General features: G+C 68.4%; 20 protein-coding genes and 1 pseudogene. 14 read left to right on the forward strand and 7 right to left on the reverse strand.

Going from position 1 to position 19,940, the window contains the following annotated elements; translation table 11 throughout:
• The first annotated feature begins 1 nt into the window (after position 1).
• The 3 genes from GXW78_RS10575 (at position 2) to GXW78_RS10585 (ending at position 2,718) form a co-directional block, all read left to right on the forward strand.
• A complete protein-coding gene (locus tag GXW78_RS10575; RefSeq protein ID WP_211868574.1) occupies positions 2 to 790 on the forward strand; it encodes an SDR family NAD(P)-dependent oxidoreductase in 789 nt (262 codons plus the stop codon).
• Positions 791 to 882: 92 nt separating this feature from the next.
• On the forward strand, positions 883 to 1,866 hold the full coding sequence (locus tag GXW78_RS10580) for a Bug family tripartite tricarboxylate transporter substrate binding protein (protein WP_211868576.1): 984 nt from the start codon (positions 883 to 885) through the stop codon (positions 1,864 to 1,866).
• A gap of 30 nt (positions 1,867 to 1,896) precedes the next feature.
• Entirely contained in the window at positions 1,897 to 2,718 is an 822-nt protein-coding gene (locus GXW78_RS10585; protein WP_211868578.1) for an alpha/beta fold hydrolase, read from the forward strand.
• A gap of 326 nt (positions 2,719 to 3,044) precedes the next feature.
• Here the strand turns inward: GXW78_RS10585 and GXW78_RS10590 are convergent.
• The 7 genes and pseudogenes from GXW78_RS10590 to GXW78_RS10625 form a co-directional block, all read right to left on the reverse strand.
• Positions 3,045 to 3,359 (reverse strand): annotated as a pseudogene (locus GXW78_RS10590) (NAD(P)/FAD-dependent oxidoreductase); the annotation flags it as partial.
• Positions 3,360 to 3,486: 127 nt separating this feature from the next.
• Positions 3,487 to 4,338: a carboxylating nicotinate-nucleotide diphosphorylase gene (gene nadC / locus GXW78_RS10595; protein ID WP_211868764.1), complete on the reverse strand. Its 852-nt coding sequence runs from the start codon at positions 4,336 to 4,338 to the stop codon at positions 3,487 to 3,489.
• A gap of 157 nt (positions 4,339 to 4,495) precedes the next feature.
• Complete coding sequence (gene nadA, locus GXW78_RS10600) at positions 4,496 to 5,476, reverse strand: quinolinate synthase NadA (RefSeq protein WP_211868580.1); 981 nt, start codon at positions 5,474 to 5,476, stop codon at positions 4,496 to 4,498.
• Between the two features lie 134 nt (positions 5,477 to 5,610).
• Entirely contained in the window at positions 5,611 to 6,552 is a 942-nt protein-coding gene (locus tag GXW78_RS10605; protein WP_338147725.1) for an NUDIX hydrolase, read from the reverse strand.
• A gap of 449 nt (positions 6,553 to 7,001) precedes the next feature.
• Entirely contained in the window at positions 7,002 to 8,324 is a 1,323-nt protein-coding gene (locus GXW78_RS10615) for an amidase (RefSeq protein ID WP_211868584.1), read from the reverse strand.
• A complete protein-coding gene (locus tag GXW78_RS10620) occupies positions 8,317 to 8,538 on the reverse strand; it encodes a hypothetical protein (protein ID WP_211868586.1) in 222 nt (73 codons plus the stop codon). Before GXW78_RS10620 ends, GXW78_RS10615 begins: the two co-directional genes overlap by 8 nt.
• Before the next feature lie 242 nt (positions 8,539 to 8,780).
• Positions 8,781 to 9,470, reverse strand: a complete 690-nt coding sequence (locus tag GXW78_RS10625; protein WP_211868587.1) for an SDR family NAD(P)-dependent oxidoreductase — start codon at positions 9,468 to 9,470, stop codon at positions 8,781 to 8,783.
• Positions 9,471 to 9,588: 118 nt separating this feature from the next.
• Between GXW78_RS10625 and GXW78_RS10630 the strand changes: the two genes are divergently transcribed.
• The 11 genes from GXW78_RS10630 to GXW78_RS10680 all read left to right on the forward strand — a co-directional run bounded on the left by GXW78_RS10630 (position 9,589) and on the right by GXW78_RS10680 (position 19,909).
• Entirely contained in the window at positions 9,589 to 10,407 is an 819-nt protein-coding gene (locus GXW78_RS10630) for an IclR family transcriptional regulator (RefSeq protein ID WP_246522034.1), read from the forward strand.
• On the forward strand, positions 10,404 to 11,495 hold the full coding sequence (locus tag GXW78_RS10635) for a four-carbon acid sugar kinase family protein (protein WP_211868588.1): 1,092 nt from the start codon (positions 10,404 to 10,406) through the stop codon (positions 11,493 to 11,495). Before GXW78_RS10630 ends, GXW78_RS10635 begins: the two co-directional genes overlap by 4 nt.
• A complete protein-coding gene (pdxA, locus tag GXW78_RS10640) occupies positions 11,492 to 12,523 on the forward strand; it encodes a 4-hydroxythreonine-4-phosphate dehydrogenase PdxA (protein ID WP_211868589.1) in 1,032 nt (343 codons plus the stop codon). The genes GXW78_RS10635 and pdxA overlap by 4 nt, the downstream gene beginning before the upstream one ends.
• A 9-nt stretch (positions 12,524 to 12,532) precedes the next feature.
• Complete coding sequence (locus GXW78_RS10645; RefSeq protein WP_211868590.1) at positions 12,533 to 13,654, forward strand: iron-containing alcohol dehydrogenase; 1,122 nt, start codon at positions 12,533 to 12,535, stop codon at positions 13,652 to 13,654.
• 10 nt (positions 13,655 to 13,664) lie between these two features.
• Positions 13,665 to 14,840: a sialidase family protein gene (locus tag GXW78_RS10650; protein ID WP_246522035.1), complete on the forward strand. Its 1,176-nt coding sequence runs from the start codon at positions 13,665 to 13,667 to the stop codon at positions 14,838 to 14,840.
• Positions 14,837 to 15,727, forward strand: a complete 891-nt coding sequence (locus tag GXW78_RS10655; protein WP_211868592.1) for a dihydrodipicolinate synthase family protein — start codon at positions 14,837 to 14,839, stop codon at positions 15,725 to 15,727. Before GXW78_RS10650 ends, GXW78_RS10655 begins: the two co-directional genes overlap by 4 nt.
• A gap of 53 nt (positions 15,728 to 15,780) precedes the next feature.
• Complete coding sequence (locus tag GXW78_RS10660) at positions 15,781 to 16,761, forward strand: Bug family tripartite tricarboxylate transporter substrate binding protein (protein ID WP_211868594.1); 981 nt, start codon at positions 15,781 to 15,783, stop codon at positions 16,759 to 16,761.
• Between the two features lie 16 nt (positions 16,762 to 16,777).
• Complete coding sequence (locus GXW78_RS10665) at positions 16,778 to 16,960, forward strand: LysR substrate-binding domain-containing protein (protein ID WP_211868596.1); 183 nt, start codon at positions 16,778 to 16,780, stop codon at positions 16,958 to 16,960.
• Between the two features lie 65 nt (positions 16,961 to 17,025).
• Entirely contained in the window at positions 17,026 to 18,105 is a 1,080-nt protein-coding gene (gene dinB / locus GXW78_RS10670) for a DNA polymerase IV (protein ID WP_211868598.1), read from the forward strand.
• A complete protein-coding gene (locus GXW78_RS10675; RefSeq protein ID WP_211868599.1) occupies positions 18,105 to 19,355 on the forward strand; it encodes a DUF763 domain-containing protein in 1,251 nt (416 codons plus the stop codon). The genes dinB and GXW78_RS10675 overlap by 1 nt, the downstream gene beginning before the upstream one ends.
• Positions 19,352 to 19,909, forward strand: coding sequence for an alpha-ketoglutarate-dependent dioxygenase AlkB (locus tag GXW78_RS10680; protein WP_211868601.1), 558 nt, complete (start codon positions 19,352 to 19,354; stop codon positions 19,907 to 19,909). Before GXW78_RS10675 ends, GXW78_RS10680 begins: the two co-directional genes overlap by 4 nt.
• Positions 19,910 to 19,940: the final 31 nt, after the last annotated feature.

The raw sequence follows: 19,940 nt of genomic DNA on the forward strand, positions 1-19,940 counted from the left end.
CATGACTGCAGCCTCTTCCCTACCCGCCAAGGTGGTCCTGATATCGGGCGGCGGGGGCGGCATCGGCAGCGCCGCGGCGCGTGCGTTCGGCGCCGCCGGCTATGGCGTCGCCATCGCGGATCATCGGTTGGACAGGGCCGAGGCGGCCGCCGCCAGCGTGGTCGCTGCCGGTGGCATGGCCCTGGCAATCGAGACCGACGTCACGGACGACGCCAGTGTCGCCGCAGCCGTGGCTGCGACGCTCGATCGGTTCGGTCGACTCGATGCGCTCTACAACTGCGCGGGCGGCACCGATCCGGCGGACGGCCCCGTGACAGATGTTCCGCTGGACGCCTTCGATCGCACCATCAACCTCGATCTGCGAGGTACCTTCCTTTGCTGCCGGCACGCGATCCCCGCGATCATCCGCGCCGGGGGCGGTGCGGTGATCAACATGTCCTCGGGGGCGGCGCTGCGCGGCGCCAGCCCGTATCACTGCTACAGCGCCGCGAAGGGTGCCATCCTGTCGCTGACGCGGGCGCTGGCCGGCCATTACGCGAAGCAGGGCGTGCGCGTGAACTGCATCGCCTCGGGCCGTGTCATGACGGAACGGGTGATCGGTATCTGGGGCACGCTGGAGGAATCCGTCGGCCGTGATCCGCAGGATCCGGTCGGCCGCCAGCGCGACTATCCCTTCTGGATCGGCGAACCCGAGCACATCGCAGCCACCGCCGTGTTCCTCGCCTCCGACGGTGCCCGCATGATCACGGGCGCGACCGTCCCGGCTGATGGGGGGCGCTCGGCATACTGACTGACGGACCGCCCGTCGCGGCGGCCGCAACGAACAATATCAAGCACAACGAGGGCAACGCAGCGGCATCTCAAGCCGGAGAGTCTAGTACCATGAGTGAATTCCCGCTCTCGCGCCGTCGCTGGCTGGGCGGCGTCGCGACATCGTTCCTGGCCACGCCCGCGCTGTCGCAACCGAGTTGGCCGGATCGCAGCATTCGCGTCCTGGTCGGCTACCCTGCCGGCGGCGCCAACGACCTGGTCGCCCGCGCCATCGCGGCCCCGCTTTCCGATGCGCTCGGACAGCCTGTCGTGGTGGAGAACCGCACCGGCGCGGCAGGCGGCATCGCAGCGGAGGCAGCCGCCCGCGCGACGCCTGACGGCTACACGCTCTACATGATCTCGAGCGCGCAGGTCCTCGCGCCCAGCATCCGGCGCAGCGTGCCGTTCGACCCTGTGCGTGACTTCACCTACATCTCGCTGGGTGCCCGCGCGCCGTACTTCCTGGCGGTGCACCCGTCGCTCGGCGTCAACACCGTCGGCGAGCTGGTGGCTCTGGCGAAGGCGCGGCCTGGGGCGATCAGCTTCGCCTCGTCCGGCGTCGGCGCGGGCCCGCATCTGACGATGAGCTACTTCATGAGCGTCGCGGGCATCGAACTCGACCATGTCCCCTATCGCGGCGACGCCGATGCCATGATCGATCTCGTCGCGGGCCGCGTCCCCGTGTCGTTCATTTCCGTGGCGCCGACCGTGCCGCACGTCCAGGCCGGCCGCCTCAAGGCCCTCGCGGTGTCGGGTGCCGAGCGGGTCTCGGTCGCGCCTGAAGTGCCCACAGTGGCCGAGAGCGGCTACCCGGGATTCGCGATGGACGCCTGGTGGGGCCTCGCCGGACCCGCCGGGCTCCCGGCATCGGTCGTGAACCGCATCGCGCGGGAGGTTCGCCCGATCCTCGATGCCCCGTCGTTCGCCGAACGCTTCGCGGCCTCGGGTGTTGTCCCGAGCAAGGTTGGCCCCGCGGAGTTCACCCAACTCGTTCGCGATGATCGCGTGCGATTCGACCGGATCGTTGAAACAGCACGGATCCCCGTGCAGGACTGACCAGACCGACCCAAGGGAGCGTAGCCGAGCATGACCGAAGCATCGACGTTCACCGCCAGTGATGGCGAGACCATTGCCTACTACATCGACGATTTCACCGATCCCTGGCGCGATGCGCCGGTCATGTTCCTGCTGCACTCGGCGATGGGGAACTCCCAACGCTTCTACTCGTGGGTTCCGGGACTGGCCCGGCATTTCCGGCTGATCCGCATGGACACCCGCGGCCATGGCGGTTCCAGCGTCCCGGCGCCGTCGGTTCCGCTGACGATGGACCGGATGGTGGATGACGTGGAGGAGCTGATGGGCCGGCTCGGGATCGAGAAGGCCCATCTGACCGCCAATTCCGCCGGCGGCTACGTTGCGCAGAATTTGGCCATCCGCTCCCCCGGCAAGGTGCAGAGCCTCGTCGTCGTCGGGTCGACCCCGGGGCTCAGCCCCGATGCGCTCCAGTGGCTGCCGCGCATCAAGGCCGAGGGCCTGACGCCCTTCCTTCGCGACACCATTCATATGCGCTTCGACCTCGCGAGTACGGACCCTGGCATGGTGGAGTGGTTCCTGGAGCAGACTGCCGAGAATGACGAAGACTTCGTGACCCGGTTCATCGGGTACTGGGCGACCCAGGAATGGTCGGGCGAGCTCCATCGCATCGCCTGTCCGACGTTGGTCATCCTGCCCGGCGCGGAGACTGTAGGAACGGCCGCCAGCTACGATGCGATGAAAGAGCGAATCCCGGACGCGAAACTGCTGGCCTATGAGCACATGCCGCATAACATTGCCGACATGATGGCGGATCGCTGTGTCGCCGACATTCTCGCCTTCCACCGCGAGAAGTTCAGCTATCCCAAGCCATGAGGCGATGACGCTCGTCCGATGCAATGACGGAGGCATCGGATGAAGCCAGCTGAGGTTCGCCAACCATCCTTGCGGCCCACGCTGGGCCGCAAGGCGGCGAAGTGCGTTGCTGCGCGGACATACAGACGGTCGAGATGCCGATCCAAGAAGCATAGCCGGCCTTTCTGCAGCCGCAGCCCTTCCCACACGCCGTCGCCCGGTACGCAGTCGGCATCGAAGACGGAGACACGCGCTTCGTCGCGCGGAACCAGCGCCTAAGACGTAAACCTGACTGATGCGTTGCGCGGGTCGGCTGCGAAGTCCTGGCTGCCTTTCATTGGGGGCTTCTATGCCGAGGCGAGTCCTGAAAGGCGCGTGGCGCGAAACGGCGTGATGTCGACATTGCTTGGCGTGCCGGTGGCGAGGTCCGCAATCAGCCGACCGGTCGTTGCCGCGAAGGACATGCCCATATGGCCATGCCCGAAGGCGTCGATGACGTTGTGCACAGTCGTCGCACGATCAATGATAGGCAGGGAGTCCGGCAGGCCCGGCCGGTGACCCATCCATAACTTTGCGCCTTCGATGTTCAGGCCGAGGAAGAGCGCGCGCGCCCCGTCAAGGATGCGGCGCGCGCTATCCCACTCGGCGGCGCGTCGATGCTGGCGAGTTCCGCCGTACCAGCCAGGCGAAACCGTTCTCCAATCGGAAGAACGACGAAGCCGCGCTCAGTGTGGGACATGGCGTGTCGCGGCATGACGCTGGGGTTGGGGTTGATGGATGAGACGGCTATCAGCCGTGCTGATCCAGCGCGATGTCCATCACTTTCGCGCTGTGCGTCAGCCAGCCGATGGAGATTAGGTCCACGCCGCTGGCCGCCACGTCCGGCGCCGTCTGCGGCGTGATGCGACCCGATGCCTCGGTCAGAATGCGGCCGCCGACCATCGCTACGGCCTCGTGCAGCAGTGGCGGGGCCATGTTGTCGAGCAGCACCGCATCCACATCGAGCGTCAGTGCCTCCTCCAACTGTGCGAGAGTGTCCACTTCGAGCTCGACCTTCACCATGTGACCCGCTCGCGAACGGATGCGTTCGACCGCAGCCCGGATGCCGCCAGCGATGGCGACATGGTTATCCTTGATCAGCACCGCGTCATCCAGGCCGAAGCGGTGGTTGGAGCCGCCACCGACCCGGACCGCGTATTTCTGTACCGCACGCAGTCCAGGCAAGGTCTTGCGCGTACAGCAGATGCTCGCCTTGGTACCGCGGACGGCGTCGACCACAGAAGCGGTGGCAGTGGCGACGCCGCTCAAGTGGCAGAGGAAGTTGAGCGCTGTGCGCTCCGCCGTCAGCAGGCCACGCCCCGGACCGGCGAGCGTCGCGATCACGTCACCCGACGCGAGCCGGCTGCCGTCAGGCCGCTCCACCGTCACCTCGATGCGCGGCTCGATCAACCGGAACGCCATCAGCGCCAGGTCGAGTCCGGCGACCACGCCTGCCTCCCGGGCAATCAGCCCGACCCGCGCCGTTTCCGTGGCCGTCACGATGGCGTCGGTGGTGACGTCGCCTGCGCGGCCGAGATCTTCGAGCAGGGCGGCGCGCACAAGCGGCTCGAGCATCACCTGCGGCAACGGGCATATGGTCATGAGGCAGTCCCTTCGGACGAAGAGTTCCAATGCGATGGCGGCCAAGCGCGCTGCAATCGTGCGCATGGGCGCGAGGCGTGCTGGGCGAGGCTGGTGCCGGCTACGGTGACGGTGAGCCAAGGCAGCCCAGCAGTTTGGCCGAGGGTATCCGCCGGACTCATATCGCCAGCATCCGCTCGACCGCCCGGCGGGCGCGAGCGGCAACTTCCGGGACGATCGTCACCTCGTGCCGCATCCCCTCGAGCGCCGAACGGATCTTCGGCAGGGTGATGCGCTTCATGTGCGGGCACAGATTGCAGGGCCGTACGAAGGCAACCTCCGGATGCTGCGCGGCAACATTGTCGCTCATCGAGCATTCGGTGATCAGCACCACGCGTGCCGGCTTCCGCTGACCGACGAAGCCATTCATCGTCGCCGTCGAACCGGTGAAGTCCGCCTCCGCCACCACCTCCGGTGGGCATTCCGGATGGGCGAGCACCACGATGCCAGGGTACTCCCGCCGCAACTGCCGGATCTCGGCGGCCGTGAATCGCTCGTGCACTTCGCAATGGCCAGTCCAGGTGATGATCTCGACGCCGGTTTCCCGAGCGACGTTCTGCGCCAGGTACTCGTCCGGCAGCAGGATGACACGCGGACTGCCGAGCGATTCCACCACCTTCTTCACGTTACCCGAGGTGCAGCAGACATCGGATTCGGCCTTCACTGCGGCGGAGGTGTTCACGTAGGTCACCACCGGCACGCCCGGGTAGCGATCGCGCATGAGGCGGATGTCGGCGGGCGTGATGCTCTCAGCCAGCGAGCAGCCGGCCGCGAGGTCTGGGATCAGAACGGTCTTGTCCGGGTTGAGAAGCTTCGCCGTCTCCGCCATGAAATGCACGCCGGCGAGGACGATGACCTCCGCCTCCACCCTCGTCGCCTCGCGTGCCAGTGCCAGGCTGTCACCGACGATGTCCGCGATGCAGTGGAAGATCTCCGGCGTCTGGTAGTTGTGCGCCAGGACCACCGCATTGCGGTGACGCTTCAAGTCCAGGATGGCGTCGATATCCTCGGCGAAGATGGGCCATTCGATGGGCGGGATGACGCGCCGGACGCGCTCATACAGCGGGGCGGTGCGCTCCAGGGCGGAAGTTGCGGACATAAGCTCCCCTTATGCTCTGTTAGAGCAAATGTGAACCACGAAGCTTCCTCGATGAGCTTCCGCATTATGCTGATCATGAGCATAACTGGGTGTCAAGCGATCGCCCGACTGCGCACAGCGGAATCGTGCCGTTGTCAGTCGGGACGGGCGACGGGCAGCTTGCTTCCGGCGACGGCGCGTTCCAGCAGCACCTGCGGACGGAAGCGGAACAGCTTCGCCGGGCGACCACCGGTCTCTGTCGTCACGTCACCGGTCTCCTCCACCAAGGCCTGGCTGTCGATCAGCCGGCGGAAATTCTGCTTGTGCAGCCGTTGACCGGCCAACGCCTCCACGGCCCGCTGCAACTGCAGCAGTGTGAAGCTCGCCGGCATCAGTTCGAACACCACCGGCCGGTACTTGATTTTGGCCCGCAACCGGGCGATGCCGGTCGCCAGGATGCGGCGATGGTCGTGCGGCATGGGCTCGCCGGGCAGCATCCCGGTCTCATCGCCGTTGCTGCGGCGGATCGCCTCCGGCACCAGGCCTGCCTCGAACAGCAACTCGTAGCGTTGCAGCACCAGTTCCTCGTTCCACGGCAGACCGCGGAGGCCGAAGGCGATCTGTACGCGCTGCTGGCGTTCACGGCGGCGTGGAGGCTCCACAGTCGCCGACGTCCAGGCCCGTAGGCGCGGCACGATGGCCTTGGCGATCATCGGCGGCGCGCCGTCGCGCCAGTCCTCCCAAGGGAAATAGCGGTACCAGCTCCGCCAGGCGGTATCGTGCCCGCAGCCACTGGCGCCGGCCTGGCGCGTTAGGCCGAGGTAACTGATCGAGATGAACCTCCTCGCGGCGTCTTCGGTCGAGCGGTCACGATCAGCGAAGGTGTAGAGTTGCTCCGTATAGCCCAGCGGATGGCCGGTCTGCTGCTCAACCCAGGCTCGCAGGCTTGCCTGGAGGGACCGATGAGTTGTCTCGAACGGGCCGGAGGGCAGCAGCGACCCGTCCCGAATCGTCAGGACACGCGGCTCATTGTCCGTGACGGCAACGAGGAGCGCGATCAGTTCGGCTTCGATGGTGTCGACGGAGACGGCGGGCACGGTTGGCTGCTGCTGGCTTTCTGCTGGATCGGCCGCGGCTCCGTGCGGCCGAATCGTTACGGCATTCCTCGGTGTTGGCGCATGACTAGATCATTTCCGGCATGCAGAGAATGAAGCGGTGGTTGAATTCGTCCTCGAGGCCGCCGTCGGTACTCGGCGTGAGACGATGCTGGAGATCGCCGATGTGATTTACCACGTCATCGTTCTATGGGTCGAAGCGTAGCGAATGCGCCGCCGCCTCGCGGATCGAGCACAGTGGAGGGAGTGCGGCCAGATTCGCACCGCCTCCGCGCACTGACCTACCGGACACAGGCAGCGTTGCGCCGGGTCTGGCTCGAAACATGCTCTTGAAGCATGCCGATGAACGGCGAGGTGTTGGGGGAGTCAGCCGAACCCAATGTCGGATCATCTGGTTGCACCACCCCCCAAGCCGTGACGAGCTTTCCGAGCTATCGCCAGGGGAATTCGGGCCTTTTCCACTCGGCAAGCTGTTCGATGAGGCGGGCAGTCTTGAAGACAACTTGCTCAGCGCCGAACGGCCCCACCACCTGTACTCCCAGCGGCCGCCCATCGGCATGCGGTCGGGCGGGAAAACTCAATCCGGGGTAACCGACCGCATTGACCCAGGTCGCGAAGATATTCTGCGCCATCGGGTGGCCAGCGCGCTCCCCAACCATCGCGGGATACTCATCACCCTGCAGGGCCCAGGCCGGCGAAGCAGCGCTCGGGCAAAGGAGGACATCCATGTCGTCCCAGGCGTCCGCCACGCCGGCGCGGATCGCCGCCAGCCCGTCCAGGGCTCGGACGTAGTCAACGGCGGAGAGCTGCAATCCTCGCTCGCTGGCGGCAACGATCGCTGCACTGGCTTCGTTCCTCCAACGTTCCGGATGCATCTCTGCCGTTCGGGCCGCGCCGGCTGCGCTCAGGGTTCCCCACACGCGACGGACGAGGTTCAGGTCGAACGGAGCCTCGCGCTCGATGACCTCGCAACCAGCCTCGCCCAGCACGGCAGCACACTCCATGACAGCGGCAGCCACTTCGGGATCGACACCTTCCCCGGCGATAGAGGCACACCACCCCACCTTGAGCGGGCGGTCCGGGGCAACGGTATCCGGCACACGGGTGGAGGACGGGTCCCGCGGATCCGGACCAGCGACGGCGCCCAATAGCAGCGCGAGGTCATCGAGGTCGCGGGCGATCACCCCGACGGCTTGGAAATCGAGCGCCATGGGCGGAAAGCCGTGACGTCGGGCAATGCGGCCGTTGCTTGGCCGAAGGCCGTATAGGCCAGTGTAGCTGGCGGGCAGTCGTGTGGATCCGCCGGCATCCGTCGCCAGAGTGAGCGGCACCAGGCCGGCCGCTACAGCGCCCACCGAACCGTCGCTCGATCCGCCAGGCGTCAATTCCGTGTTCCACGGATTTCTGGCGGGCCCATGCAAGGGGCTGTCCGTGCGGCCCGAAAGCGCAAACTCCGGCGTGTTGGTCTTGCCGACTATTACCGCGCCCGCCCGACGAAGCCGCTCAACGGGAATGTCGTCGACCGGCGGAGCGAACTCTGCCCACATGCGGCTTCCCCAGTGGGCGGGCATGCCGGCAACCCACAGGTTATCCTTCACGGCAAGCGGGACGCCATCGAGCGGACTCAGACGCTTGCCCTCGCGGCGCCGGGCGTCGGCTTCACCCGCGGCCCGGTTGGCACCATCCTCATCGACATAGACGAAGGCTCCGAGCTCCGAGTTCGCCCGCCGTATGCGGGTTAGGCTGTCAGCCACCAACACGCTGGAGGTGAGAGTGCCGTTCTCCGGTCATCAGTTCACGACAGTCAGAAACTGCAGGCTTGTCGTCTTCGAGGCGAGCGAAGACGCCACCCTTGTCGCCCGAGCCAAACGTGTTGATCGGCTTACTACTGCCGATCTTGAACACACAGATCAGCTCATGCTGGCTGCGGTAGGCGCTTCCTTGCCCAGGCCTGGTCTTGTTCCACACGGCAATGTTCTTCAGCTCGCCAACCACCTCGCGACCCACCCGATCGGCCGGCGCCGGCCATCGCCCAAGTGCCGGTTCTGTCTCTCCTGGCCATTTCGGCAGGTACCGATGGGGTCAGATGCCCCTCCCCGCGGAAGGAGTAGGGTCGCGAATCCTGTCCGGTTCCAGCGGGTTGGGGTGCGCTGGCGGGAACATAGGGCACGCCGGCCCTGCGCGCGCATCGACCCGCTGTTTGGTCCCCGTCAGAGCGAGCTGCCGCCGCAGACCAGGATCTGCTGGCCGGTGATCGCGCCCGCTTCGGGACCGAGCAGGAACGCGGTCAGCGCTGCGACTTCCTCCGGGAGGATGTAGCGTCCGATCGGAGGCAACTTGGTCGGCACGCCGCTGCGCCCGGGGTCGCGCAGCATCGGCGTGTCGGTGGCGGCCGGTGCGACGACATTGGCGGTGATGCCGCGCGGCGCAAGTTCGATCGCCCAGGACCGCACCATGGCGACCAGCGCGGCCTTGCTCGCCCCATACTGGCTGCGCCCGAAGCCGCCCGCCGAGGCGCGGCTGCCCACCAACACGATACGCCCACCATCCGGCATCCGTGGCACCAAGCGGTCTGCCAGCAGCGAAGCGGCTTCGACATGCAGGCGCCATAACGTCCGCCCCGCCTCCACATCCAGCGAACCCACCACGCCGCCGCGCATCAGCCCCGCGGCATGAACCAGGGCGGTCGGCTGCAGATCGGCGATGGCGGCCTCCAGCGCGACAGCGTCCAGCAGATCGACGGCACGATGCGTGAATTGGGGGTCGGCCACGTCCGGGGCGGTGCGGCTCAGCCCGGTAACCTGCCAACCCTCCCGCAGGAGCCGCGCGGCGATGGCGGCACCGATGCCTGAGCTAACGCCGGTCACGATGGCATGCCCAGCAGCGGTCTCGATGGTCATCAGTCGTCTCCCTGGCGTTCCAAGCCGCTTGACAATGCGGGTGGCCGACGGATAGCAAGCAAGAACAAATCGAACAAGTGTTCGCATTCCGATCACCAACAAAGACAGGGAGGTGGAGTTGGACGGAACGCGCGGTCGCGCCGAGAACCCGAAGAACCTCGTCCAGTCCGTCGCCAAGGCCTTCGCTGTGCTCAGGGCCTTCGGGGCGGACCTGCCCGAGTTGACGGTGGCGGAGGTCGCGGCGCGCACCGGCCATGACCGCGGTACCGCCTTTCGCCTGATTCACACCCTGGTCGACCTCGGCTACCTGCGCGCGGTACCGGAAGGGCGACGCTTCCGGCTGACGCTGAAATGCCTGGAACTCGGCTATGCCGCGCTCTCGGCCGGGGACCTCCCCGCCCATGCGCGCCCCCTGCTGCGCGAATTGGTGCCCGACATCGCCGATGCCGGCTCCCTCGGCGTGCTGGAAAAAGGTGAGGTCATCTACCTCGCCCGGGTCGAAACCGGGCTCGAACGCCTCGGTGTTGTGCGCCGTCCCGGCACGCGCATCGGCGCCTATGCCACCGCGCTCGGCCAAGCGATCCTCGCCTGGCTGCCGCGGGAGCAGCAGGTCGCGCAGCTCGGCTGTGTCGAGCGCGTCAAACTCTCCGATCACACGCTAACCGATCTCGACGCGCTGCTGGCGCGGCTCGTGGAGGTGCGGGCGCGTGGCTACGCGGTGTCGGATGGCGAGAACGCCTATGGGCTGCGCACTGTCGCCGCACCGGTGCTCGATGCGCGCGGGGCGCCGGTCGCCGGCGTCAGCCTGACGGTGGGCGGCGGCCGACTGGCGATGCCGGACTTCATCGCCCTGACCGAGCCGCGCGTCCGTACCCTGGCGGAGGAACTGGGCAGCGCGGTCCGCCTGTCACTCGGCACGATCGGCGCGCCGCGATGACGGTGCTGCGCCTGATCGCCGACGACCTGACCGGCGCGCTGGATACCGCCGCCGAGCTGACCGGGCTGTGCGGCGCAGTGCCGGTCGGCTGGCACGGCGCCGGCGACGCTACCGGCAGCCTGGCACTCGATTCCGGCACACGCGAGGCCACGCGCGAGGTAGCCATCGCCCGAGTGCGCCGCATGGCGCCCGCGCTGCGCGGCGCTGCGATCGCGTTCAAGAAGATCGACAGCCTGCTGCGCGGGCATGTCGGGGCAGAACTCGCCGCCTGCCTCGACGCCGGCGGCTGGGCGCACGCCGTCATGGCCCCGGCCTTCCCCGTGCAGGGGCGCGTCACGCGCGGCGGCGAGGCTCTGCTGCACGATGGCGCCGTCATCGCCAGCCTGCCCGCGTTGCTGGCAGAGGCCGGGCTGCGGCCGGAGCGGGGCGACCCCGGTGCGCCGCTGCCCCTCGGCCTGTCGGTGTTCGACGCCGAGACCGATGATGACCTCGCGCGCATCGTCGACTGCGGCCGCGCGGCCGCCGGGCCGGTGCTGTGGTGCGGCAGCGGCGGCTTGGCGCGCGCGCTCGCCAGTGGCACCCTCGCGCGGACGGACGGGACGCTGCGCGGCCCGGTCCTGGGACTGTTCGGGTCGGACCAGGATGCGACGGCGCGGCAGCTCGCCTGCTGCGCGCCTTGCCGTGTTTCGATCGCGGCGGGGGACGCGGCGGAGGCGGCGCGCGTCGCGGCGATGCTGGATGCCGCCGGCGTCGCGATGGCCGATGTCGCGCTGCCCGCCGGTCTCGATCGCGCCGAGGCGTCGCGCCGCATCGCGGCCGCCATGGCCGCCTTGACACGCCGCCTGAACCCGCCCGGCACGCTGATCGCCGCCGGCGGGGAAACGCTGCGGGCGATCTGCGACGCGCTCGGCGCCCAGCGGCTGGAGGCAACGTCCATCGTCGCGCCCGGCGTGCCGCGTTCCATCATGCGCGGCGGCGCTTGGGACGGCGTCCCCGTCATCTCGAAATCCGGCGCCTTCGGCGGTGAAGCGCTGTGGCGCGACCTTCTGGCCGACAACGGCTTGCCTTCCGGGAGTTCCTTCGCATGACGCCGCGTCACCTCGCGATCACCATGGGCGACCCGGCGGGCATCGGTCCCGAGATCATCGTCAAGGCGTGCCGAGCGCTCGGCGATCGCATCGCGTCGGGTGCCCTGCGGCTACTGCTGATCGGCAGCGGCGCCGCGCTCGACCGCGCGCGCACCGCGCTGGCGCCGGAACTCGCGATCCCCGAGGTCTCGGCCGGGCAGGCCGACTGGCCGGCGTTGTGCTTTCTCCAGGCCGGGCCGGAAGGCGCCCCGATCGAGCCCGGCGTGCTGACCGCCGATGGCGGCCGCTTCGCCTATCTCGCCGTCGAGCACGGCGTGCGCCTCGCACAGTCGGAAAAGGTCGGTGCGATCGTCACCGCGCCGCTCAACAAGGAGGCGCTGAACAAGGCCGGTTACCACTATGCCGGCCATACCGAGATGCTCGCCGAGCTCACTGGTGTGAAGGGCAGCGTCATGCTGCTGGCCCACGGCAACATGCGCGTCAGCCACGTCACGACGCATTGCGCGCTCGAGGACGTGCCGAAGCGCGTCACGCCACAGCGCATCCGGCTGGTGCTCGACCTGACGCAGCAGGCTCTGCGCGGTCTCGGCATCGAGCGCCCGCATATTGCCGTCGCGGCGCTGAACCCGCATGCCGGCGAAGGCGGGCTGTTCGGCCGGCAGGATATCGACGTCGTCGCTCCCACCATCGCGCAGGCGGTCGCGGATGGCCTGCGCGTCACCGGCCCGGTGCCGGGCGACACCGTCTTCGTGAAGCTGCGCGCCGGCCAGTTCGACGCCGTGGTCGCAATGTATCACGACCAGGGGCACATCCCGGTGAAGCTGCTCGGCTTCCACGTCGATCCGTCAACGGGGAAATGGGATGCGCTGTCGGGCGTCAACATCACGCTCGGCCTGCCGGTGATCCGCACCTCGGTCGATCACGGCACAGCCTTCGACATCGCCGGTAAGGGGATCGCCAGCGAGCGCAGCCTGATCGAAGCCATCGAATACGCGGAGCTGCTGGCCGCGCATCGCGCCGCTGCCTGAGGACATGCCATGACCGACCTGCTCCACCCCATCGAGATCGACCGCCCCACGCGCATCGCCTTCGGCCCCGGCCTGGTCGGTACCGTGGGCAAGTGGGCAACCGAAAAAGGCATCACGCGCAGCCTCGTGGTGGCGGACGCCTTCAACGCGGCGCGCATAGACCTGCTCGATCTGCCCGGCGACGTGACCGTGTTCGGCGAGGTCAAACCGGAGCCCGACATCCCGAACCTGGATGCCGCGCTGGCGCTGGCAGCACGTGTGCAGCCGCAACTCGTCATCGGCTTCGGCGGCGGCAGCGCGATGGATCTCGCGAAGCTCGTCGCCGTGCTGCCGGGCAGTGGGCAGTCGCTGCACGAGGTGGTGGGCCCGGAGAAGATCGCCGGTCGGCGCGTCGCACTGGCTCAGGTGGCAACGACCTCAGGCACCGGCAGCGAGGCAGGATCACGCGCGCTCGTCACTGATCCGGCGACGCAGAACAAGCTCGCGGTGCAATCGCGGCACATGATCGCCGACCTCGCCGTGGTCGATCCCGACCTGACGCTGACCGTGCCGCGCGCGGTGACCGCGGCAACCGGCGTCGATGCGCTGGCCCATTGCGCCGAGGCCTTCACCAGCCGCAAGGCGCACCCGCTGATCGACCTTTATGCGATCGAGGGTATCCGCCTGGTCGGGCGCTTCCTCGCCCGCGCCGTCGCCGATGGCAGCGACCGCGAGGCACGCGCCGGATTGGCACTGGCATCGCTGTATGGCGGCTTCTGCCTGGGCCCGGTGAACACCACGGCGGGGCACGCGGTGGCCTATCCGCTCGGCACGCGGCACCACATCGCGCATGGGCTCGCCTGCGCGGTGATCTTCCCGCACACGCTGGCCTTCAACGCGCCCGCCGCGCCGGAGAAGACGGCGCTGATCCTCGATGCGCTCGGCCTCGGCGGTGCGCCGGACGTGCTGGCGGCGAGCCACGGCTACTGCGCCGGGCTCGGCATCGAGATGCGGCTCTCCGGCCTCGGCGTATCGCAAAGCGACCTCGCCGCCATGGCTGAGGAGGCGCACGCCATCCGCCGGCTGCTCGACAACAACCCGCGCGAGATGAGCCGCGAGCGGATCCTCGCGATCTATCGCGCGGCGCTGTGAGGAGATGCCCATGTCCGACGTGATAGATCGCCCTGAAGTACTGGCCCCGGCGCCCGCCGATCCGGCCCGCATCGAGGCCTTCATCCCGACGCCGTGCGTGCAGAACCACGCTTCCTTCCTGCTGCCGCTGCCAGGCGGTGATCTGGGCTGCGTGTGGTTCGGCGGCACGCAGGAAGGAGTGCCGGATATCTCGGTGCATTTCTCGCGCCTGGCTGCGGGCGCGGATCGCTGGTCGCCGGCGACGAAGTTGTCGGACGACCCAACGCGTTCCGAGCAGAACCCGCTGCTGTTCACGGCGCCGAATGGGCAGCTGTGGCTGCTGTGGACGGCGCAGGTCTCGGGCAACCAGGACACTGCCATCATCCGTCGTCGCATCTCGCCCGATGGTGGCCGGAGCTGGGGCCCGATCGAGACGCTGTTCGGCGAGCAGCCCGGCTTCGGCACGTTCATCCGCAGCCCGATTGTCGTGCTGGACAATGGCGACTGGCTGCTGCCGATCTGGCGCTGCACCAAGCCGCCGGCGGGTGCGTGGACGGGCGACCTCGACACCAGCTCGGTGATGATCTCCGCCGATGCCGGCGCAACATGGACGGAACATGCGGTGCCCGGCAGCACGGGCTGCGTGCATATGAGTATCGTCGATCTGCGTGATGGCACGCTGGCGGCATTCTATCGCAGCCGCTGGGCGGATTCGATCTATGTGTCCCGTTCTTCGGATGGCGGGCGGAACTGGTCGGTGCCGGCGCCGACGGAACTGCCGAACAACAATTCCTCCGTGATGGCGACGCGGCTCGCGGATGGGCGCCTCGCCATGGTTTACAATGATTCCAGTGCGGCCGATGCGACCGGGCGGCGCGTGTCGCTCTACGACGACATCGGCGGCGAGGACCTTGCCCCCGCCGCGCCGTCCGCGGACCGCAGCGCCTTCTGGGGTGCGCCGCGCGCGCCGATGACGCTCGCGCTGTCCGCCGACCAAGGCCGGACCTGGCCGGTGCGGCGCAACCTCGAGACCGGCGACGGCTACTGCCTGACCAACAATTCGAAGGACAGGCTGAACCGGGAGTTCTCCTACCCGTCGCTATGCCAGACGCCGGATGGGGCGCTGCACATCGCCTATACCTACTGGCGGCAGGCCATCAAGTACGTGCGCGTTGTGCCCGATTGGGCGGCGGGAGAGCGCGCATGACCGTGCTGCATCCGCGCGGCGTGTTCAGCGCCGCGCTGACGCCGATCACCGAGGCGGGCGCACCCGACCACGCGCTGTTCGTCACCCATTGCCGGCGCCTGTTGGCGGAGGGCTGCGATGGCATCGCGATGCTCGGCACCACGGGCGAGGCGAACTCCTTCTCCTCCGAGGAACGGCGCGCCTTGCTCGAAGCGGTGGTCGCCGCCGGCATCGCGCCCGAACGCCTGCTGCCCGGCACCGGCGTCGCCGCAGTGACCGAGACGGTGGCGCTGACGCATCACGCCTTGTCCCTCGGAGTCACCACGGTCGTGATGCTGCCGCCCTTCTACTACAAGGGCGTCACGGAGGACGGCCTGTTCGCTGCCTATGCCGAGGTGGTCGAGCGCGTCGCCGATCCGCGCCTGCGCGTGGTGCTGTACCACATTCCGCAGATGTCGGCGGTGCCGATCCCCTTCCCGGTCATCGAGCGGCTGCGCGAGGCCTATCCTGGCACGTTCAGCGGCATCAAGGATTCCGCTGGCGACCTGTCGCACATGGAGGCGCTGGTCGAGCGCTTCCCCGGCCTCGCCGTCCTGGCCGGTGCCGATCCGTTGATGCTGCCGCTGCTGCGCAAAGGCGGCGCGGGCTGCATCACTGCGACGTCCAACCTCGTCGCCGCCGATCTGGCCTTCGTCTTCCGGCACTTCGCGGATGCCGCACAGGCTGCGGCGGTCGAGGCGGCACAGGCACGCATCGTCGCCACGCGCAACCGCGCCTCGCGCTTCGCCCAGATGGCGTCGCTCAAGGCGTTGCTCGCCGAACAAACCGGCGAGCCCGGCTGGCGGCGCCTGCGCCCGCCACTCCTGCCGCTGACGCCGGCGGAGGAAAGGGCATTGATCGACGACTGAAACGTCCAAGACGGCCGCCGCCACACAAGGCGGTCAACAACATGGAGGCAACGATGAACAGACGTCAGATGATCCTCGCATCCGCGGCCGGTGGCTTGGGCGTGCTCGCCGCCCCCGCCATCCACGCGCAGGGCGCCTGGCCGCATGGCCGGCCCATCCGGGTGATCTGCCCCTGGCCGCCCGGTGCCGCCAATGACGCGTTGGCGCGGCTGCTGGCGGCGCGGCTGCAGGAGAAGCTTGGCGCCACCGCCGTGGTGGAGAACCGCACCGGCGGCGCCGGGCTCGTCGGCACCACCGCCGTGCTCGCGGCCCCGCCTGACGGCTTCACGCTGCTTGCCTCGGCGTTCAACACGGCGGTGATGCCGCTGGTGCTGAAGGGCGCCACCTTCGACCCGCAGCGCGACCTCGAAGTTATGGCGCGCACCGCGCAGGCGCCGCTCGTCATGGTGATCAGCGGCCAGCGTCCGCAGCGCACGCTGGCCGAGGTGATCGCAGCAGCGAAGGCCCGTCCGCGGGATTGGAGCTTCGCGATCTCCTCGCTTGGCTCCGCCGGGCACCTTGCCACCATCGAGTTCAACCGCCGCACCGGCGTCGAGATCGACATGGTCACCTATCGCGGGACCCAGCCGGCCCTGACCGACCTGATGGGCGGCAGCGCGCAACTCCTCATTGATCCGAGCTTCGCTCTGCTACCGGCGACTGGCGATGGGCGCATTCGGGCATTGGGCATCGCGACGGCGGAGCGGTCGAGCCTGGCGCCCGACGTGCCGACCATGGCCGAGGCCGGCCTGCCCAACTATCGCTTCCAATCCTGGTACGGTGTCTGGAGCCCCAAGGGCACCCCCGCCGAGATCAACCAGCGCGTCAATGCGCTGATGCAGGAGACGATGCGGGAGCCCGCGATAGTCGAGCGGTTGAAGAGCCAGGTTCTCGAGCCCGTGACGGAGAGTATCGAAGAGACGCGACGCTTCATCGCGGCAGAGATCAGCCGCGCCACTGAGTTACTGCGTAGCGTCAACTATCAGCCCGAGTGAATGGCGTCATGCTGCCTTGGCAGGTGCCGGCCTTGCCTATGTCTGGGAGAACCGAGCTGCGTCCTGGGTTGCCAATGGCCGGCTGGTCCGCTGCCTGGAGGACTGGTGCCCGCCAGACGACTGGCTCTACATCTACTACCCCACCCGCAAATATCTCGCAGCAGGATTGCGGGCGGTGATCGACGCACTATGCGCCTGACGCAGCTGTCAGGCCGGCAATCCCGTTTGTTCCCTATACGTTCGCGATATGCTAGCCTGCGGGAAATGCAGACGCAGGCGCCCCGCAAGATCGTCCATATCGACATGGACGCCTTCTACGCGTCAGTGGAACAGCGCGACGACCCGTCGTTGCGCGGCCGCCCCGTGGCGGTCGGCCATGGCGTCGCCCGCGGCGTGGTGGCCGCCGCGAGCTATGAGGCGCGGGCCTTCGGCGTCCGCTCGGCGATGCCGTCCGTCACCGCGTTGCGCAAATGCGCCGAACTCATCTTCGTCCCACCGCGCTTCGAGGTGTATCGGGCCGTGTCGCGGCAGATCCACGCGATCTTCGCCGACTACACCCCGCTCATACAGCCCCTGTCGCTGGACGAGGCCTATCTCGACGTCACGGAGAACCGCCGTGGCCTACCTACCGCCTGGGCCACCGCGAAGGAGATCCGCGCTCGCATCCGCGACGAGACGGGCCTGACCGCTTCCGCCGGCATCTCCTACAACAAGTTCCTGGCTAAGCTTGCCTCCGACCAGCGCAAGCCCGATGGGCAGTTCGCCGTGACGCCAGAGATGGGGCCGGCTTGGGTGGAGACGCTGCCGGTCGCACGCTTCCACGGCGTCGGTCCGGTCACGGCAAAGCGCATGCAGGCCCTTGGCATCGAGACCGGGGCGGATCTGCGCGCAAAGTCGTTGGCCTTCCTGCAGGCGCATTTCGGCAGTGCGGCAGTCTGGTACCACGCCATTGCCCGCGGCGAGGACGACCGTCCCGTCGATCCCGACCGGACGCGCAAATCCTCCGGCTCGGAAACCACCTTCGATCGCGATCTGGTGGATCCCACCGGCATCGAGGCCGGTGTTCTGCAGATGGCCGACGACGTCTGGGTCTGGTGCACGAAGACCCGGGCCTTCGGGCGGACCGTCACGGTGAAGGTCAAGTTCGCGGATTTCCGGCAGATCACCCGGAGCCGAACGCTGGCCGCCGCCGTCACCGGGCAGGAGCCGTTGCGGCAGGCCAGCCTCGACCTGGTGCGCTTGGTGTTTCCACCCCGGACAGGCGTAAGGCTGGTTGGCGTGACCGTGTCGAACTTCATGGCCGACGCCGCCGGCGACCTTCCCCTGTTCTCCGAGGCTGGCTGATGGCGCAGCGCGCCGGCAGCGCCGACATGCCGCTGCATGGCGGCCGGGTGCCGGCCTGGCTCGGCCAGCGCATGACGCGCCTGGGCGCCGTGATCGTCGAGGCCATCATCTTGGAATATGGTCGCGACGAGCTGCTGCGGCGCCTGGCGCATCCCTTCTGGTTCCAGTCCTTCGGCTGCGTGATGGGAATGGACTGGCATTCCTCGGTCATCACCACCAGCGTGATCGGCGCGCTGAAGCGCGGGCTGGCGCCGCTGTCGAAGGAACTCGGACTGCATGTCTGCGGCGGCCGCGGCCGGCACAGCCGCGAGACGCCCGCCGAGCTGATCGCGGTGGGCGAGCGCGTGGGGCTGGATGGCGAGGCGCTGGCCAAGGCAAGCCGCCTCGTCGCGAAGGTGGACAGCGCGGCGGTACAGGATGGCTTCGATCTCTATCTGCACGCCTTCATCGTCGCAGATGACGGAAGCTGGGTCGTGGTGCAGCAGGGCATGAGCGACGCGCGCGCGCAGGCCCGCCGCTACCATTGGCTCTCCGAAGGCATGGCGAGCTTCGTCGATGCGCCGCATGCGGCGATCGAGGGGCAAGGCCAGGGCCGCATCGTCAACCTTACGGACCGTCGCGCGGCGGGTTCGCGCGACGCGCAGCTCGATCTGCTCGGCGGCATCGGCCCGGATGGCATCCTGCGCGAATTGCAGCGCATCGACGTCCCAGCGGTGCCGGCGGCACAACAATCGCTGCTGCCGCATCTCGTCATGCCCGCGCATCACGATGTGCGGCCGGAGAACGTGGTCGAGCGCCGCCTGCATGGCGCACTCGCGGCCGCGGCGGATAGAGGGCCGGCGGATTTCGCGGACCTTCTGCTGGTGCCAGGCGTCGGCGCCCGCACGGTGCGCGCACTGGCTATGGTGGCGGAAGTGGTGCACGGCGCCCCCTGCCGCTTCACGGATCCGGCCCGCTTCTCGCTCGCGCATGGTGGCAAGGACCGACATCCCTTCCCCGTGCCAACGAGGGTCTATGACCGCACCATCCAGGTCATGAAGTCGGCCGTGCTGAAGGCCAAGCTGGGGAACGCCGAGGAACTCGCCGCGATCGGCCGGCTGGACGACCAGGCGCGGCGCCTCGAGCGGCAGGCGACCGTGCCCTGCGTTGCCGCGCTGATCGAGGAGGAGCGCGCGCGTTCGCACGACTATAGCGGCCGCAGCATCTTCGGCTGGGAACCCGCCGGGGATGACGCGGAAACAGGCGCATGACGGATCTGTTCGGCACGTCCGTGCTGCCCGGCCTGTCCGTCAGGGGCGACCTTGTGACAGCCGAGGAAGAAGCCGCCCTGATCGCGGCAATCGACTCCACGGATCTGTCGCCGTTCCGCTTCCAAGGCTGGACTGGCAAGCGGCTGACCGCGTCCTACGGCTGGACCTACGATTTCGACACCGGCCGGATGAGCCAGGGAGTGCCCTTGCCGGACTGGCTGCTGCCGTTCCGCGACCGCGCCGCGAACTTCGCGGGACTGCCGGCTGAGGCGTTGGTCCAGGCGCTGCTGATCCGCTATGGCCCCGGTGCCGGGATTGGCTGGCACAAGGATCGCCCTGCCTTCGAGCATGTCATTGGCCTGTCGCTCGGCGCGGCCGCGATCATGCGCTTCCGCCGCCGGCGCGGCACCGGTTTCGAGCGCGCCAAGCTGCCGCTCGAGCCCCGCGGCGCCTATCACCTGGCCGGCGAGGCCCGGCATGAATGGGAGCACAGCATCGCCGAGATGGACGAGCCGCGCTGGTCGGTCACCTTCCGCAGCCTCGCAGTGCCGTAGCCGCCACCCCGCCTCACCGCCACATGCCGCG

Origin of the sequence: Neoroseomonas terrae (assembly GCF_018129025.1) — a bacterium.
Classification (GTDB): Bacteria; Pseudomonadota; Alphaproteobacteria; order Acetobacterales; family Acetobacteraceae; genus Neoroseomonas; species Neoroseomonas terrae.